Source organism: Paraburkholderia sp. ZP32-5, assembly GCF_021390495.1.
GTDB lineage: Bacteria > Pseudomonadota > Gammaproteobacteria > Burkholderiales > Burkholderiaceae > Paraburkholderia.
The window spans coordinates 329,630-346,668 of sequence record NZ_JAJEJP010000003.1; the positions used below are offsets into that span (position 1 = coordinate 329,630).

General features: G+C 62.2%; 17 protein-coding genes. 7 read left to right on the forward strand and 10 right to left on the reverse strand.

Going from position 1 to position 17,039, the window contains the following annotated elements; all coding sequences use genetic code 11:
* Positions 1-16: 16 nt before the first annotated feature.
* The 6 genes from L0U82_RS34045 to L0U82_RS34070 all read right to left on the reverse strand — a co-directional run bounded on the left by L0U82_RS34045 (position 17) and on the right by L0U82_RS34070 (position 6,577).
* Positions 17-787 (reverse strand): TonB family protein, encoded by a 771-nt coding sequence (locus L0U82_RS34045; RefSeq protein WP_233838032.1) that lies wholly within the window; start codon positions 785-787, stop codon positions 17-19.
* Positions 780-1,178 carry an ExbD/TolR family protein gene (locus tag L0U82_RS34050; RefSeq protein ID WP_233838033.1) on the reverse strand — a complete coding sequence of 133 codons (399 nt, stop codon included), beginning with the start codon at positions 1,176-1,178 and terminating at the stop codon, positions 780-782. The genes L0U82_RS34045 and L0U82_RS34050 overlap by 8 nt, the downstream gene beginning before the upstream one ends.
* The gene (locus L0U82_RS34055) at positions 1,175-1,789 is read right to left on the reverse strand and encodes a MotA/TolQ/ExbB proton channel family protein (RefSeq protein WP_233838034.1); all 615 of its coding nucleotides are present in this window, start codon (positions 1,787-1,789) and stop codon (positions 1,175-1,177) included. The genes L0U82_RS34050 and L0U82_RS34055 overlap by 4 nt, the downstream gene beginning before the upstream one ends.
* Positions 1,790-1,811: 22 nt before the next feature.
* Positions 1,812-3,953 carry a TonB-dependent receptor gene (locus L0U82_RS34060; RefSeq protein WP_233838035.1) on the reverse strand — a complete coding sequence of 714 codons (2,142 nt, stop codon included), beginning with the start codon at positions 3,951-3,953 and terminating at the stop codon, positions 1,812-1,814.
* Between the two features lie 513 nt (positions 3,954-4,466).
* A complete protein-coding gene (locus L0U82_RS34065; RefSeq protein WP_233838036.1) occupies positions 4,467-5,267 on the reverse strand; it encodes a transporter substrate-binding domain-containing protein in 801 nt (266 codons plus the stop codon).
* Positions 5,268-5,521: 254 nt separating this feature from the next.
* Positions 5,522-6,577, reverse strand: a complete 1,056-nt coding sequence (locus L0U82_RS34070) for a LysR family transcriptional regulator (protein ID WP_233838037.1) — start codon at positions 6,575-6,577, stop codon at positions 5,522-5,524.
* A 124-nt stretch (positions 6,578-6,701) separates the two neighbouring features.
* On the opposite strand from L0U82_RS34070, the gene L0U82_RS34075 reads away from it, so the two are divergent.
* The 5 genes from L0U82_RS34075 to L0U82_RS34095 all read left to right on the forward strand — a co-directional run bounded on the left by L0U82_RS34075 (position 6,702) and on the right by L0U82_RS34095 (position 11,398).
* Positions 6,702-7,979: an aconitase/3-isopropylmalate dehydratase large subunit family protein gene (locus tag L0U82_RS34075; protein ID WP_233838038.1), complete on the forward strand. Its 1,278-nt coding sequence runs from the start codon at positions 6,702-6,704 to the stop codon at positions 7,977-7,979.
* A complete protein-coding gene (locus L0U82_RS34080; RefSeq protein WP_233838039.1) occupies positions 7,976-8,476 on the forward strand; it encodes a LeuD/DmdB family oxidoreductase small subunit in 501 nt (166 codons plus the stop codon). The genes L0U82_RS34075 and L0U82_RS34080 overlap by 4 nt, the downstream gene beginning before the upstream one ends.
* A gap of 25 nt (positions 8,477-8,501) precedes the next feature.
* Complete coding sequence (locus L0U82_RS34085) at positions 8,502-9,182, forward strand: RraA family protein (RefSeq protein WP_233838040.1); 681 nt, start codon at positions 8,502-8,504, stop codon at positions 9,180-9,182.
* Between the two features lie 70 nt (positions 9,183-9,252).
* Positions 9,253-10,458, forward strand: a complete 1,206-nt coding sequence (locus tag L0U82_RS34090; protein WP_233838041.1) for an aminotransferase class I/II-fold pyridoxal phosphate-dependent enzyme — start codon at positions 9,253-9,255, stop codon at positions 10,456-10,458.
* Positions 10,459-10,495: 37 nt separating this feature from the next.
* The gene (locus tag L0U82_RS34095) at positions 10,496-11,398 is read left to right on the forward strand and encodes a transporter substrate-binding domain-containing protein (protein WP_233838042.1); all 903 of its coding nucleotides are present in this window, start codon (positions 10,496-10,498) and stop codon (positions 11,396-11,398) included.
* A gap of 86 nt (positions 11,399-11,484) precedes the next feature.
* Here the strand turns inward: L0U82_RS34095 and L0U82_RS34100 are convergent, their stop codons facing one another.
* Positions 11,485-12,288: a DeoR/GlpR family DNA-binding transcription regulator gene (locus L0U82_RS34100; RefSeq protein ID WP_233838043.1), complete on the reverse strand. Its 804-nt coding sequence runs from the start codon at positions 12,286-12,288 to the stop codon at positions 11,485-11,487.
* A gap of 30 nt (positions 12,289-12,318) precedes the next feature.
* Here L0U82_RS34100 and L0U82_RS34105 point away from each other — a divergent pair, with 30 nt between their 5' ends.
* Positions 12,319-12,909: an NUDIX domain-containing protein gene (locus tag L0U82_RS34105; protein ID WP_233838044.1), complete on the forward strand. Its 591-nt coding sequence runs from the start codon at positions 12,319-12,321 to the stop codon at positions 12,907-12,909.
* A 1-nt stretch (position 12,910) separates the two neighbouring features.
* Here L0U82_RS34105 and L0U82_RS34110 read toward each other — a convergent pair whose 3' ends face one another.
* Entirely contained in the window at positions 12,911-13,303 is a 393-nt protein-coding gene (locus L0U82_RS34110) for a VOC family protein (protein WP_233838045.1), read from the reverse strand.
* A gap of 135 nt (positions 13,304-13,438) precedes the next feature.
* Between L0U82_RS34110 and L0U82_RS34115 the strand changes: the two genes are divergently transcribed.
* Positions 13,439-14,935 carry a dipeptidase gene (locus tag L0U82_RS34115; protein WP_233838046.1) on the forward strand — a complete coding sequence of 499 codons (1,497 nt, stop codon included), beginning with the start codon at positions 13,439-13,441 and terminating at the stop codon, positions 14,933-14,935.
* Positions 14,936-15,076: 141 nt separating this feature from the next.
* On the opposite strand, the gene L0U82_RS34120 is transcribed toward L0U82_RS34115, so the two are convergent.
* Together L0U82_RS34120 and L0U82_RS34125 are read right to left on the reverse strand one after the other, a co-directional pair.
* Positions 15,077-15,850 (reverse strand): acetoacetate decarboxylase, encoded by a 774-nt coding sequence (locus L0U82_RS34120; RefSeq protein ID WP_233838047.1) that lies wholly within the window; start codon positions 15,848-15,850, stop codon positions 15,077-15,079.
* Between the two features lie 116 nt (positions 15,851-15,966).
* Positions 15,967-16,704 carry an OmpA family protein gene (locus L0U82_RS34125; protein ID WP_233838048.1) on the reverse strand — a complete coding sequence of 246 codons (738 nt, stop codon included), beginning with the start codon at positions 16,702-16,704 and terminating at the stop codon, positions 15,967-15,969.
* Positions 16,705-17,039 lie beyond the last annotated feature (335 nt).

Here is a 17,039-nt window from a genome sequence, read left to right on the forward strand (position 1 = left end):
CGTGCCGCCTGCGCTATCAGCTCACGTTGAAATGGACCCGCACGTTCTGCTGCGTTTCCGCCGGGTGCCCGTTCTGTAGCGCCGGAGCGAAGCGCCAGCCTCGCAGCGTCTCGACGACAATCTGATTCAGACGCGGATACGGTGTCGGCTTGACGAGTTCGACCGCGACGGAGCCATCGGTATGAATCACGAGGTGCGCGATCGCAACGGTTCGATAGGCCTGCTCGCGCAAGTCGTCGGGCACGGCGGGCAGCGGTTGTGAAATCGCGCGGGCGGGGGAATTGCCGCTTGCCGATTCGGTGGTAGCTGCTGGGGCAGCGGTCGTTGAGGCTGCGGCCGTATCGTGGGAATCCGATGGTGACGGATGGGTGTCGGCTGCCGCGCTTTGAGCATGCGAAGTGGTTGCGGCGTCGGTTGCCGGTGAGGGCTGCGGCGGCGCCGGAGCAGGAGCACTTGGCGCAGGCGGTCGTACGGCTATCAGTGGGCGAGTGGGCGGCGGACGCACGCGCGTGGGTTGGACCACCGGCTGCTTCGGCGGCGAGACTTCGTGCGTTGCCGTGGCGACCGAAGGCGAGCGCTGCGTTGAAGCCGGAGCCGGCAGTTCGACAACGCTCATCTCCAGCGGCGGTTCCGGCTTCGGTTCTTCGCTGACGGACGTCGCGCTCAGCCCGCGTCCCATCGCGACGAGCACGAGTCCCCATGCGATGGTGCCCAGCACGGCCGCAACGATGACTCTGACGCGCCGGTTGTCGCTCGCGTCGATCAGACGTCGCGCGGCGCTATTCACGATGAACCGCAATGAGAAAATGCTCGGCGCCCGCGCGTCGCGCGGCCAGCATCGCCTGCACGACGACGCCGTGCGACGCGGCGTCATCGGCGGCAATGATGACGTCGTGGTCCGCGCGCAGCACACGCCTGATCGCGGGCTCCACCTGATCGGGCCGCACGGCTTCACGGTTGACGAAGATCGCGTTGCCGCGGTCGATACTCAGGGTTGGCGGTCCATCCGCGGACATCTGCTGCGCGCGGCCCGACGGCAGATTCACCTTGACCGCATCGAGCCGCTGCATCGCGAGCGACGCAAGCATGAACGTCGCGAGCAGAAAGAACATCACGTCGATCATCGGAATGATTTCGATGCGGCCACGCCGTGCGGCGCGGGAAAGGCGGAACTTCACGGCGCGGCACCCTGCTGTTCGGCGGCGAGGCGAATCTCGCTGAGACGTTCGTTCGCGAACGATTCGAGTTCGTCCATCAGCCGTTCGAGACGCCGCGAGAAGTAGTTGAACGCGAATAGCGAGAACAGCGCGACGACGAGGCCGATGGCGGTTGCCACCAGCGACTGCGCGACGCCGCCCGTCACGCCGCCCGGATTGACGAGGCCGTTGCCGCCGAACAGCTGGAACGAATGCATCATGCCGACGATCGTGCCCAGCAGACCGAGCAGCGGGGCCGCGGTCACGATCGTTTCGAGTACCCAGAAGCCTCTGCTCATGTCGCGTTCGATCGTCGCCGCGAGCGCTTCGGTCTTCGTTTCGCGATACCAGATCGGCGCGGCGGCGTGGTCCGTCAGCGGCACGCTCAGGCGTCTGAACACATGACGCGCAGGCAGACGGTCGAAGCCATCGGCCGCCGTGCGCGCAGTGACATCAGGCGTACGCGCGAAGCGCAGAAACACATACGAGCGATCGATCACGATCGTGATCGCGATCACGGCGAGCACGCTAAGCGGATAGATCACCCATCCGCCAAGCTGCACCGCACTCGCAAAAGTCATCCAGTCGTTCATATCGGCATGTCCTCGTCACGCATCAGAAGTGCCGGGTAATGCCGGCATAGAACGCGATGCGCGGACCGTACTGCGGCGCGCCGACCCCGATACCCGAGCCGTCGCGCAGTTCGTACACGCGGTCGAATGCGTTGATCAGCAGCAGACGGCCATCGAATTTGCCGAGCAGCGGATTGTTGAACTCGAAATGATGGATGACGCCGAGATTCAGCTGCGTGTACCAGGGCAGCCGATCGGTATTCGCGAAGCCGGCGCGCAAGCCGCTGCCCATGATGCCGTCGACGCTGAAGGTGGTCCGCCCGTAGGTGTAAGTGCCGCCGAGCGACGCCGTCACGCGCTGATCGTGATCGAGATACACCCAGTGGTTTGAGATGTAGGCAAGTTCATCGGGGTCGAAATTGAACTGCGCCGAGTTGATGTCTTTGCCCTGCGCGCGGCTGAGCGCGACGTTGGCATACGCAGAGATATTGCCTTGCCGGTAGTTCGACGTGAATTCGATGCCATACACGCGGCCGTACTGGTAGTTGAACGGCGTGAAGATCAGCGCCGTACCGAACTGGCCTTCGTCGAGCAGATCGGTCGACTTCTTGTAGTACGCATCGACACCGACGCTCAGAGCCGGCGTGATCTGCTGCGTGACGCCGAGATCAAAGTAATGGCTGCGCTCGGGTTGCACCGGATCGTTCTGGCCGTTCACCTGAGCCGTGGTGCCGGCAAAGCGCGCGATGTCGCCGTTCGACACGAGCTCGAAGGCCGGCGGCGTGAAGTAGCGCGCGTAACCGGCGTGCACCGTCGTCGACGGCGTCAGCGCATACACGATGCCGACGCGCGGGCTCAACTGGCTCGCGCTGACGTACTCGTCCATCTTGTCGTAGCGCAGACCGTAGTTGATCGTCAGCTTGCCGGTGACTTTCCATTCGTCCTGCACGTAGGCACTGTACAGGTAGCCGGTTTTCGAACTCGAATCAGCAATGTTGACCGGTTGATTGGAGGTCTGGTTGCCGTCTGCGTCGACCGGGAACACCGAGAGATCGTTGTCGAAAACCGCGTGCTCCTGCTGCGCGAACACGCCGGCGCGAATCGTGTGTTTGTCGTTGAGGCGGTACGTGCTGTCGAATTGCAGGCTGTTCGCGGTGTCGCTATGGAAGTCCTTCGCCGCGACGCCGTTGAACAGCAGATCGCCGATCGGGTCGGGATTGAACTGCGTGCGCGAATAACGCGTCACGAATGCCAGCTGATAGTCGAATGCGCCGCCGTTGGTGCCTTGTAGCGCGATCGCCGCGAACTGGTTCAGCTCCGATTGCGTTTCGTTCAACTGACTCGAATCGAAACTGTTGACGCCATTGAGCGCGAACTGGGGCGTCAGGCCCGGCGTATTCGGAATCTGGAACTGGTTGCTGGTGACGCCGAACATCACGCTGACGCGCGTCAGCGGATTGATGATGTACGACATGGTCCCGAACGCGTTGCCCTGGCGCGTCTGATCGTGCAGCGCGTTGACAGTCGACGTCGGGTTTTCGATGCCGAGGCCGTTCTGGCCGACCGAGCCGCTGAAGTAGTAGCTGAACGGCCCTTTGCTGCCGAACACATCGGCGCTCGTGCGGATCGTGCTCTGGGTGCCGCCGAATACATCGATCGAACCGCCGCTGCCGTCGTCGCCGGTCTTCGTGCGGATATCGACGATGCCCGCTGTGCGGTAGCCGTATTCGGCGGGCAGCGCACCGGTCAGCAGATTCATCTGGTCGATGATGCGCGTGTCCAGCGATTGCCCGAAACCGCTGATCGGCTCGGGAATCGTGATGCCGTTGATGCGGTACTGCAGGTTCGCGTGATCGCCGCGTACGTGCAGCTGGCCGAACGAATCGGCGGCGACGCCGGGCGCCTGCAGCAGAACCTGATTGAGCGGTGTGTTCTGTCCGGCCGGCAGATCGCTGATGTCGCTCTGGGTAAAGCGATAGACGCTGCTGCCGGTCTCGGGGAGCAGGCCGTTGCGAGCCTGATTCAGACGCTGCGCATTGACCTGCACATCGACTGTGTCGCTGGTGGGCTTGGCTGTGCTGTCGGCGGTTACGTCGGTGACCGAGCTGTCGTCCGACGCGTTGGCGCGGGCCGCGAGCGCGAACAGCAGCAGCGCAGCCAGAGTGATGCGGTGGCGATTTTTCATCTTGTCAGTTATTTGCGAAGTATCGAACCAGCGTGTCGCCCACTCGATACACGGACGATGTCACGTTGGATAAAGGGTCGGCTGCGCGCTTATCGCCGTGGCGGCAATGGACAGGCTCGGTGGCCTGACAGCGGCATCCAGGGTGCTGGCTGCGAATGTTATATCATAACGTTTGAAATTCAAACCGCTTCGTTGCTTAAGATTTTTGAAAGGTTTGATGTTTGGCGCTGAGAGGATGGCTTCAGCGATGCGTTCGTCCGCGGTTCACCATGGTGGGCATAGCGAAGGGACGTTGCTTTGATATGTGCTCGGCGGGCTTGCGTTAGTGTCGCGAAAACGTAACGGAGGGATGGCGCATGTCTGGCGCCATTGCAGCGATAAAAAGAGAATTCAATGCGACCGCTTCACCGCGACAATAAAAAAACCGCCGGCAAAAGCCAGCGGTTTCTGTATCAGGCCAGGTCGCGAAGGAACATGCAACCGGAACATCAAAACGCGCGCATCAACAGCGCGTTACTGCGAAATCGGCTTGGTCACGTCCGTGCCGAACCAGTGCATCGAGATCTTCTTCAGCGTGCCATCCTGCTTCAGCTGCGTCAGTGCATCGTCGAGTGCCTTCGCGAACTTCGGGTTGTTCTGGCGGAACGGGATGCCCATTTCCTGATCGGCGCCCTTCAGCACAGCGCCCGGACGCAGCGGCAATTGCGAGTTCTTGATGATGTACGGCAGCATCAGCCGGTCGTCGATGGTCGCGTCGATCCGTTTGGAAGCGAGATCGCGCAGCTTCTCGGGCGCGCCCGGATAGGTCAACACGTTGATGCCCTGCACGGCCCGCGCCATCTGGTCGTAGTTGGTGCCGAGCGTCACGCCGAGCTTCTTGTCGCCCTTGAATTCGTCGAGCGATTTGAACTCGCGTTTATCATCGGCGCGCTGGATCAGCTGCGCGGCCGAGAACGTATACGGCTGGCTGAAATCGAGAATCTGTTTGCGTTGCGGCGTAATCGTGACCTGATTGATGATCACGTCGAATTTGCCGCTTTGCAGCCCCGCGATAATGCCGCTCCATTCGGTCGGCACGAACTCCGGCTTCACGCCGAGCTTCGCCGCCACGGCCTTCGCGACATCGACGTCGAAGCCTTCGAGCTGACCGTCCTTATTGCGCGAGTCGAACGGCGGATAGGTGCCTTCCAGACCGATCTTCAGCACGCCGGCCTGTTTGACCGAGTCGAGCAGATCTTCGGCATGAGCCGCGACGGCGGTAAAGCTGAAGGCCGACAAAGCCAGCGCGCTTATGAGCAGCTTAGAAATTTTCATTGAGTGTCTCCTCTGTGCTTGAGTGTCAGGCTGCGCAACGCGACGATTCCACGATGATGGAATTACCTCGGGTTGCTCGCGAAGATTGCCGGTTCGATGGCGTGTCTTCGACGTATCAATCGCGACCCGTGAATGTCGTGCCAACGCACGCAACGCGTCGGGTTGCGGCGTCATCCTAGCACTCCAAAAGTCGTCTGTTCGATCTTTGTGCGAAAGCCCGCCGCTCAGGTCCATGCGACAGTTCATGCGTTCTTCTATTTTGCCGGCGGATGAAATTCAGGCTTCGAAAAATCGCAGAACTCGCGCGTCAGATTGGCGACGTGCGAATAGAGTTGTCGCGGCCCGTCGTTGCGATAGATCGCGTAGTACCGCACCGGCGGCAGTTGCGGCTTCGAGTGCAGTACCGTCAGTTCGCCCTGGCGAACGAAGTCCGCGAAATAAAGCGCCGGCAGATAGCTGACACCGACGCCGGCAATCGTCAGCGAACACAGCGAGATCAGACTGTTGCCCGCGAACGCGCGCCGGATCGATACGTTGTTCGATTCGAACCAGCGTTCGTAGATGGCATCGACGCCCGAGGTGCCGGCTTGCATCAGGATCGGCCACGCGGCGATTTCGTCGAGCGACAGCGTGCGCGTTTCGCCGACCAGCGACGGGCTCGCCATCCAGTCGAGATGGAGCCGGCGCAGCGGGAGCGACGTGAAGCGCGGAGTTCTGATCGCGGTCGGCGCGATGATGAAGTCGATCTCGCCGGCGAACAGCCGCGACGTCAGTTTCGTGCTGACGTCGATTTCAGGTTCGAACGACAGCGCCGGATACGCAAGCCGGATTTCGCGCACGAGACGCGGCAGGCAGGTCAGCGCGATCAGTTCGGTAATGCCGATGCGAAAGCGCCGCACTTCCTCCACCTGCTTGCCCATCTTCTCGAGCAGCCGGTCGCGCGATTGCAGCATTTCCTCGGCGGTATCGAGCAGTTCGCGGCCTTTCGGCGTCAGACGCGGCGCGCGGTGACTCCGATCGAATAGCGGCGTCGAGAAGAACACTTCCAGTTCGTTCACGCGTTTGGAAATCGCGGACTGTGTGGTGTGCAGGCGATCCGCCGCGGCCGCGAAGGTTCCGAGCCGGGCCACCCAGTAAACCGCTTCGAGCTGTTTGAGCGTAATCACGGAGGTCGGAAAAACAAAGTAGTTGCAAGTGAGAGGATGCGGCGTCGCGGTCGACGTCGACGCGAGCGTCGGGATAACCCGCAGTATCGGTGGCCGGCGCGCTTTATGGCAAGCGGCGCTTGCCGAACCAGGAATTTTTTTCATGGTTCGCGATGCCGATTACTCCTCCTTTGCCATGCACGTCTTTGCCATACTGTGCCGATATTACGTTGCCCCGCGCGCTAACGGGCGTCCGGCAACGCGAAATCCAATCGGCGAGATCGAGGCCATGTCGGGAAAAACCCTGTCGGAAAAGATTCTGTCGGCGAAGTCGGGCCGCGATGTGCGCGCGGGCGACGTCGTGATCTGCGAGGTCGATTGCGCGCTCGGCACGGACGGTTCGATTCCGATGGCGGTCGATTACTTCGAAGCGATGGGCGGCGGCCGCGTGAATGCGCCGGAGCGGCTGGTGTTCGCGCTCGATCACTACGCGCCGGCGCCGAGCCCGAAAGCGGCATTGCTGCAGGTGGGCATCCGCCGCTTCGCGAAGGAACAGGGTATACGCCTATTCGAAATCGGCGAGGGGATCGGCCATCAGCTCGTCGTCGAAAAGGGCTTTGCGGCGCCGGGACGTGTGCTCGTCGGCGCGGACAGCCATGCGGTCACCTATGGCGCGGCCAACTGCTTCGCGACCGGCATCGGCTCGTCGGACCTGGCCGGCGTGATGAAGACCGGCAAGGTCTGGCTCAAGGTGCCCACATCGATTCGCGTGCGACTGCACGGCCAGCTCGCGCAAGGCGTCTATCCGAAAGATCTCGCGCTGTATCTCGCGCAACTGCTCGGCACCGACGGCGCGACCTACGAAACGCTCGAATTCGAAGGCGATGGCGTGCGGAGCCTCGATTTCGAAGACCGGCTGGTGGTCGCCAACATGTCGGTCGAACTCGGCGCGAAGAACGCGATCTTCCCGTTCGATGACGCGTGCCGGGCCTACCTCGAAGACCGCGTGACTGACTTTTCCGGCGCGGTCAGCGCCGATCCGGACGCGATTTATTCGCGCACGCTCGACATCGATCTCACCGCGCTCGAACCGTTTGTCGCACTACCGCACGCGGTGTCGAACAACGTCGGCGTCGAATCGCTCGATCCGACGCCGGTGCAGATGGTGTTTCTCGGCACCTGTACCGGCGGCCGCACGAAAGACTTCCGCCAGGCGCTGAACGTGTTCCGTGAATTCGGCGGACCGGCCGACGGCGTGCAACTGGTGATCACGCCGGCTTCGCGCGAAGTGCTGCTGGAACTGACGCAAGGCGGCGAACTCGCCGAGCTGATCGGCTTCGGCGCGGTGATCGTCACGCCGGGTTGCGGCGCGTGCTGCGGCACTTGCGGTGCGATTCCGGAGGACAACGCGAACGTCGTTTCGACCGCGAACCGTAATTTCAAGGGGCGCATGGGCAATCCGAGCGTCCATATCTTTCTCGCGTCTCCGGAAGTGTGCGCGGCGAGCGCGGTCGCCGGCCGCATCGCGAGTCCACGCATGCTGGCCGCCGGGCGCCAATCGACATGACAATTTCCATCAACGGCAGCGCGCGGCGCTTCGGCGACAACGTCAATACCGACTACATCATTTCATCGCGGCGCAAGCGCGAATCGCTCGATCCCGCGGTGCTGAAACAGTATCTGTTCGAGACGATCGCGCCGGAATTCGCGGCGACGGTGCGCGCGGGCGACATTCTGGTCGCCGGCAAGAACTTCGGCTGCGGCTCGGCGATGGAGGTCGCGGTAACAGCCGTCGTCGGCGCCGGCATCAATGTCGTGCTCGCGCAAAGTTTCGCGCGCACCTATTTCCGCAACGCGGTGAACAACGGGCTCTATCCGATCGAATGCGACACGAGCCGCATCGCGGAGGGCGCGGCATTGCACATCGAACTCGGCGCGCACGTCACCGTTCGCTGCGATGGCCTGGACGAACCGCTGCGGGCTGCGCCGATCGCACACGACATGCTCGCGATTCTCGACGCAGGTGGGCTGGTCCCGTATCTGCGGCAGCATCCGAATTTCTGATTCGAGCCTATTCAGGAGAACATCCATGAGCCATCCCAATCGATTGGGATTCCGGATATTGCCGATGCCCGCGGCGATTCCGGCCGACACGGTCGACGCGTTCCGTTCGATCGTCACCCCGCATATCAGCGACAACATGCACCGCCTGTGCGGCGTGGTCGGATTGCAGCGCTATCACCGCGAGAAAAAGCTCGTCGGCCGCGCGTTGACGGTCAAGGTGCGCTCCGGCGACAACCTGATGATCCACAAGGCGATCGACATTGCCGAGCCCGGCGACGTGATCGTCGTCGATGGCGGCGCGGACCTGACGCAGGCACTGGTTGGCGAACTGATGCAGATGCACGCGCAGGTGCGCGGCGTCGCGGGCTTCGTGATCGACGGCGCGATTCGCGATGTCGCGGCTTTTTACCAGGCCGACTTTCCGTGCTACGCGCGCGGCAATACGCATCGCGGCCCGTTCAAGGACGGCCCCGGTGAAATCAATGTGCCGGTTGCGATCGGTGGTCTCGTGATCGAAGCGGGCGATCTGATCGTTGGCGACGAAGACGGCCTCGTCGCGGTACCGGCCGAGCGGCTCGGCGAAGTGCTGCAAGCTGCGCAAGCGCAGGCGAAGCGTGAAGCGCAGCGCAAGGAAGCGATTCTCGCGGGCCAGGACAAACGCGGCTGGATCGACGCGTATCTGAAAGAGCAGGGCGTGATCGCCTGACACGCAGTGCAAGCCGAAGGCACCAGAAGCAAAAGTACTAGAAGTAATGGGCTAGAAGCAGAGGACAGACATGAAACTGATTGCAGCACGCCTCGACCGCATCAAACCGTCGCCGAGTTCGATGGCGACCGCGCGGGTCAAGGAATTGCGCGCGGCGGGCCGGGAGATCATCGGCCTGACCGTCGGTGAGCCGGACTTCGATACGCCGCCGCACATCATCGAAGCCGCGTACGACGCGATGAAAAGCGGCAAGACGCGCTATACGGTGGTTGATGGCACACCCGAATTGAAGCGCGCGATCCGCGACAAGTTCGAACGCGAAAACGGCCTCGTATTCGCCCAGGACGAGGTGAGCGTCGGCAACGGCGGCAAGCAGGTCATCTTCAATGCGTTCACCTGCACGGTCGACGACGGCGACGAGGTGATCGTGCCGGCGCCGTACTGGGTGTCGTATCCGGACATGGTGCTGCTCAATGGCGGAAGTCCGGTGATCGTCGAGTGCGATGTCGACAGCGGCTACAAGATGACGCCCGCGCAACTGGAAGCCGCGATCACGCCGCGCACCAAATGGCTGGTGCTCAATTCGCCATGCAATCCGACGGGCGCGACGTATACCGCGAGCGAACTGGTCGCGCTGGGCGAGGTGTTGAACCGCCATCCGCACGTGTGGATTCTGACCGACGACGTCTACGAACATCTGATTTACGACGGCCTCAAATTCGCGACTTTCGCGCAGTGCAATCCGCAGCTTCAGGAGCGCACGTTGACCGTGAACGGCGTATCGAAAGCGTATGCGATGACCGGTTGGCGAATTGGCTTCGCCGGTGGTCCGAAGGCGCTGATCAAGGCAATGGCGAAGCTGCAATCGCAAAGCACGACCAACCCGTCGGCGATCAGCCAGGCGGCCGCGTTGGCGGCACTCAACGGTCCGAAGGATTTTCTGGCGGATTGGCGCGCGCAGTTTCAGCGTCGTCGCGATCTCGTGGTGGACAGCCTGAATGCAATCGACGGGCTCTATTGTCCGCGTCCCACTGGCGCGTTCTACGTGTATCCGTCGTGTGCGGGCGTCATCGGCAAACGCACACCGGACGGCCGCGTGATCGAGAACGATGGCGACTTCGTGATGTATCTGCTGGAAACGCAGGACGTCGGCGTGATTCAGGGCGCCGCGTTCGGTTTATCGCCGGCGTTCCGCATTTCGTTTGCGACCTCGTACGAACAGTTGCAGGAAGGATGCCGGCGCATAGCGCTCGCGTGCGAATCGCTGCAAGCCTGAGCATGAATGGAATCTGACAATAAACAAGGAGACAACCATGCATACGCTAATACGACGCGCCATTCCGGCGCTACTGATAGGCTGCCTTTCCGTCGGCGCATACGCGCAGGATCTGACGGGCCGGCTTGCATCGATCAAGGAGCGCAATACGATCGTGCTCGGCTACCGTGAATCATCGTTGCCTTATTCGTACTACGACAACGATCAAAAGGTAGTCGGCTATTCACGCGATATCGCGCAGGAAATCGTCAAGGAGATCCAGCAGGCGATCAATGCGCCGTCGCTGCAGGTGCGCATGATTCCGGTCAACGCGCAAAACCGCATCCCGTTGATGCAGAACGGCACCATCGATCTCGAATGCGGCGGCACCACCAATAACAAGGAACGTGCGCAGCAGGTGGGCTTTTCCGACACGATCTCGGTCACTGAAACCCGGCTGTTGACCAAAACCGATTCCGGCATCCACTCGTTCAACGATCTGGGCGGCAAGACGGTTGCGGTGACGGCGGGTACGACATCGGAGCGCTTCCTGCGCAAGTACGTCGAGGAGAAGCACGCGAATATCACGATCGTGTCCGCGCGCGATCACAGCGGTTCGTTTCTGAATCTGGAGACGGGGCGCGCGCAGGCGTTCTTTATGGACTCTGACGTGCTATCCGCGGAACGCGCAACCTCCGGCAATCCGGCCGGCTACGTGGTGACCGGCGAGCCGCAAACGCACGAAGCAATCGCGTGCATGTTGCCGAAGGGCGATACCGCGATGAAGGCGATTGTCGACCGCACGATTGCAAAGCTTGAACAGAATGGCCAGGCCGACAAGTTCTATAAAACGTGGTTCATGTCGCCGATTCCGCCGAAGGGCATCAATCTCGACATGCCGATGAGCGACACGATGAAGGCAGTGTTCGAGCATCCGAACGACCGGCCGATGGACGATTAAACGCAACAGATATACCGCCGGGCGTGCTGATGGCTCGCCCGGTCGTTGCATTGCTCCGGCTGTAAAAAACCGCCGCAGTGTAATCCTTAAGCCCGCACCACCGTCACCCCCGCCGCCTCGATCGGCTTTGTCAATTCCACATCGGTCTTCTTCTCGACAACGATCGTCTGCGCAAGCGTGATCTCGCCGATCACGAATTTCGACGCCGCATTGAGTTTCGATGACGACGCCAGCACGACCGTCTCCGCCGCGCGCGCGGCAAGTGCGCGCTTGATCGCGGCTTCCTCGAAATCCCCGGTACTCAAGCCAGCGGTTGCGTGCACACCGGTCACGCCCATGAAATACAGATCGGCATGAATGCGCGCGATGCCTTCCATCGCCGCGGCGCCTACCGCGACGATCGAATGCTTGTAGAGCCGTCCGCCGATCAGGATCACGTCCACCGAAGGATGATCGGCGAGCGCCGTCGCGACGCTTGGGCTGTGCGTAACGATCGTCACCCGCAGATCGGCGGGCAGTTCCTTCACCAGCAGCGCCGACGTCGTGCCGCCATCGACGATCACCGTTTGTCCCGGCGCGATCATTTCGGCCGCTCGCCGCGCGATACGGCGTTTCGCGGCCGACTCGATATCCTGGCGCTGCTCGAACGACGCAAGCGCCGGCGAGGCCGGTAACGCGCCGCCGTGCACGCGCTGCAATTGCCCCTCCGCCGCCAGTTCGCGCAGGTCGCGGCGAATCGTGTCTTCCGATACGCCGAATGCCGCGCTCAGTTCGCCGGCCAGCACCTGGCCGTTGCGCGCGAGCTCGTCGAGAATCGCTTTCTTCCGTTGGGTGGTCAACACAGCGTTGCACGAAATATCTTGATATTGCACGAAACTGCACGATACCATGCGCCCTATCGATTGTCGACAGGAGGCGCCATGACCGCAACGAAAGACCGGATTCGCATCGTCGATTCCACCGTACTGTCGGACGACTGGTACACGCTGAAGAAGGTCACGTTCGACTTCCTGCGCCGCGACGGCACGTGGCAGCGCCAGAGCCGCGAGACCTACGATCGCGGCAACGGCGCGACGATCCTGCTGCATAGCCGGCGCACCGGTAACGTCGTGCTGACGCGACAATTCCGCATGCCGGTGTTCGTGAACGGCCACGACGGCATGCTGATCGAAACGGCCGCTGGATTGCTCGACAATGCATCGCCGGAGGAGCGTATCCGCCTCGAAGTGGAGGAGGAGACCGGATATCGCGTCGGTCATATTCGCAAGGTTTTCGAGGCCTATATGAGCCCGGGCTCGGTGACCGAGAAGCTCTATTTCTATCTGGGCGAATACGACGCGTCGATGCGCGTGAATGACGGCGGCGGCATCGAGGATGAAGGAGAAGATCTCGAAGTGATCGAAATGCCTTTGCGCCGCGCGTTGCAACTGATCGACGACGGGGAAATCGTCGACGGCAAGACGATCATGCTTTTGCAGTATGTCGCGTTACGCGAGCTGACTCATGACTAACTCATGGCTGGTCGTGGCAGCACACGCATAGCTTGTTGCCATCGGCGTCGCGAAAGTACGCGCCATAGTAGTGCGGATGGTACTGCGGCCTCAAACCGGGTGGCCCTTCGCACGTCGCGCCGTTCGCAATCGCCTGCGCGTGAGCGCGATCGACCGTTGCTCTGTCGCGCGCGAGCAGAGCCACCATTTGACCATTGCCGCCGCATGCCGGATTGCCGTCGTAGGGCTTGCCGATCAGGAACAGCGGTCGCGGTGCGTTCGGCGCCATCCAGCCGGCCCATGGTTGATCGTGCTCACAGAACCTGAGCTGATGACCGAGTTCTCGCATTAGAGCCGAATAGAACTCGAACGCACGATCGAAGTCGTTCACGCCGATAAAGATGTGTGAGATCACCGCGCATCTCCAGACAGAAAAGCTCGATATCGATTGCAGGCCGCGCGAAAGCACGCGTTGATATGCTCGATTATCTTCTAACCAGGTGATGCGCCATTAAACGGTCTGCATGCACCGATGCGGCAAGGACCGCCCATGCCAGCTGACGACAAGCGCACGCCCGCGCAAATAGAAGCAGTATGGGATGAGATCAACGGCGACGCGGCGAGCACTCTGCATGGATCGACGGTGGACATCCGCGGCTGGATGATTCCGCTGGAACCGTCGGCTCGCAGCGCCGACTATTTTCTGCTCGCGCAAGACGAACCCTGCTGCGGCGGCTGCGTGCCGCGAGATCCGCGCCGCAGTATCGAAGTGACCGCGAGCGAACCGATCGCGCTTGAAAGCGGCTCATTGCCGTTGCGTGGCCGCCTGATGCAGCTCATCGACGATCCGGCCGGCTGGCGTTACCGGCTCGAACTGGCGCGGCGGGTGCCGGAGCCGGGCGGCTCGTTAGCGCAGCCGGCGACAATGAGCCGCCGTTCGTTTCTGGCCTCCAGCGCCGCGTTCGGCCTTGCGGCCTGCGCGCCTGGCCGGTTCGCCGGCTACACCGATGCACATGACGCACATGATGATGCCCAGCCGCGCGACGACGAACCCGCCCAGTGGCAGGCCTCCGCGGGTTCGCTGACCATCGACATGCATAGCCACGCCGGCCATGTGACCGTGTCGCGCAATCTGAAGATTGGCGCGAACCGGCCGCTGACACCCGTGAGCGCGTCGATGCGCACGGGCGGCATGAACGTGATCTGCCTCGCGATCGTGACCGACACGGTCGTCACGCACGTATCGGCCGATCGAAAGCGCTTCGAGGCGTGGCGCACACCGCAGCCGGGCGAGCTTTATCAGCTCGGCCAGGAGGAGTTCGTGCGCGCAGCGGAGCTGGTCGAGCGCGAACAGCTCGTGGTCGTAACGAACGCGGCCATGCTTGCATCGGTGGACCCGGCGAAGCCGAGCGTGATTATCTCGGCCGAGGGCGCCGATTTTCTGGAAGGCCAGGTGGATCGCGTCGATGAAGCGTATTCGCGGCATCGGTTGCGGCATCTTCAATTGACGCATTACCGCGTCAATGAACTCGGCGATATACAAACCGAGGCGCCCGTGCATGGCGGGCTCACCGATTTCGGCGCGGACGTCGTGCGTCGCTGTAACACGCTCGGCATCGTCGTGGATGTCGCGCACGGCACATACGATCTCGTCAAACGGGCAGCATCGGTGACGACGAAGCCGCTGGTGCTGTCGCATACCGCGCTCGCCGCGCATCCCGGTGCGCGCAGCCGCCTGATTACCGCCGATCACGCGCGCGCGATCGCCGCGACCGGCGGCGTGATCGGCGTGTGGCCGAGTTCGGGAACGTTCCGCGATCTCGCCGGCATGGCGCACGGTTTCAGGAGAATGGTGGATGTCGTCGGCGTCGAGCATGTTGGGCTCGGCACGGACATGCTCGGATTTATTTCGCCGCCGGTGTTCCGCAGTTATGAGCAGTTGCCGGCGCTGGGCGCGGCGCTCGTTTCGGCCGGGTTCTCGCAGCGGGAAACCGAACTGCTGCTGGGTGGCAACTACCGGCGCGTGTTCGAGGCTTCGATGGCCTGATTCGCGCCGTGCGTCAGATAGTGCGCGGCGCCCCGTAGCCGTAGTACCCGCAACGATTGCCGGACTGGCTGACAATCGTTGCGGGTTCTGAAAGCGGCAAACTCGTACGTCGAGTCGAGGCTAGTAGCCGGATGCCGAACGTTATGCAGCTTCCGCTTCCACCTCAACCGGCGCCAGATAATCGAACGCGACCTCACCCAGATCGAGCGTGAGATTCGCAATCACATGACGCGCACCAACAACGTGCTTGACCGGCAAATCCGCGACCGGCGCGAGTGCGTGCGGACGCAGTTCGAGCGCGGCCGGGCCGCTCCATGCGCCGAGCACGGTGACGTCACGCAGAAAGAAACGCACCAGTTCGCAGATACGCACGGTGCCGTCGACGTGCGGAATGATCTTCAGCAGATAGTTCGGTGTATTGGCAAGCTTCGCGCGCTCGGTTTCGATGTCGAGCGTGCGGTGCTTGTAGCCCATCGTGCCGGTCGCGATACGCTGCGTGCCGTAGTCGACCGTGCCGAGCAGCGTGTCGTTGCCGTCGACGCCCAGTTTGGGGCGCGCGAGCTTCTTCGGAAAGCCCCAGATCTCGCGGCCGCCGGCAATCGGACCTTCGTCGTCGAGATACATCGAATGCGTGTAGTTGCCGATGCGTCCGTCCATATCGCGCACCGAGATCACCTGACCGCTTTCCGTATAGTCGCCGAAGCCCGATGAATCCGGCATACGGATGAATTCATAGTGAACCAGCGCGTTTTCCGGCTTCAGCGGCTCCGGAACAATCGCGCGCAATGCGTCCATCTCCGTTTCGTACGAGATGATGAAGTACTCGCGGTTGATAAACCGGAATGGCGGGCGCGGATAGGCCGGATTGTGCGCGGGCATTGCAAACGCGGTCTGGCGGATCGAGTCGATGTCCATATCGTTCCTGGTAGAAGGTTGCCGGGGAGATCAATCTTGGGACACGAAATCTTCAAGCTTTTCAAGTCTAGAAATTGTTCGTGGTGTTGTTGTGTCAGTGATGGCCGCGCGCGTTACTACCGCATCATCGCGACGCCGCGCGGCGCCGGCATATAACGGTCGTCCGTCCGCGCGAAAGTGACGATCTCGACCCGGCGATCCGGTTGCAGACAGGCGACGAGGCTGTCGTGCGGCTGATTGTCGGCGCAATGGGTGAGCGGATCCTGCTCGCCGAGGCCATGCGCATCGATGCGATCAGCCGGAATGCCGTGCTGGATCAGCATCGCCTTCACCGCGTCGGCACGGCGCTGCGACAGTTGCTGGTTGTACGCCGACGAGCCCAGACGATCGGTGTAGCCGCGCACCTCGATGTGGCCGAAATGCGTCGCGCCGAGCTTTGCGGCGATGTCGCGGATATCGGCGCGCCCGCCCGGCAGCAGGTCGCCGACATCGCCGCGATCGAACGGGAACAAAGCATCGGCCGACAGACGCATCACCTGCGAAACCGGCGCGGCCGGTGCGACCGGTACGCGCGGTGCGAACTCCGCGCGGCGCGCGACCTCGGTCCAGTGACCCGGCACCCACACGTAGCGGCCATACTGCCAGCCCCAATAACCACGCTCCCATTCATAGCCGACGCGCGGCGCGGGCGCCGCTTCGTAGACCGGTGTCGGCGGCGCGAGCACCATCACCTGCGCGGAAGCCGGCGCGCTGCCGGCGAACAATGCAGCGGCGAGTGCGCTGCTTGCCGCCAGTGCGATGGCGAGGCGGCGGCGCGGGCTAGCGGTGTTGTCACGTGTATTGGCGTGTTTCATTTTCATGTCGTATCAGAGTTGAATGTTCAACGCGTACTGGGCGTAAAGCGCGTATGGGGCGTAGGGGCATTCATGCCGTCGTCAAAGGCTAACGGTTCGCACGATGAAAAGTTTTTGCGGAGTGTAAGCAAACGTCGTTGATGGAACGAGCCGCTTTGGTGCATCGGTGAGGTGTTGCGCGGGGAGTGAGACGACTGTAGCGCACGCTCCGATGCGACCGCGAGGGTAATGACGGGTAATAAACGTAGACGACGGCGATACACCTGTTAAACGACTGTCAAACGCTCAATGGCTGGTTCGCATTGCCAGCACGATCGATGCCGATACACATGTCC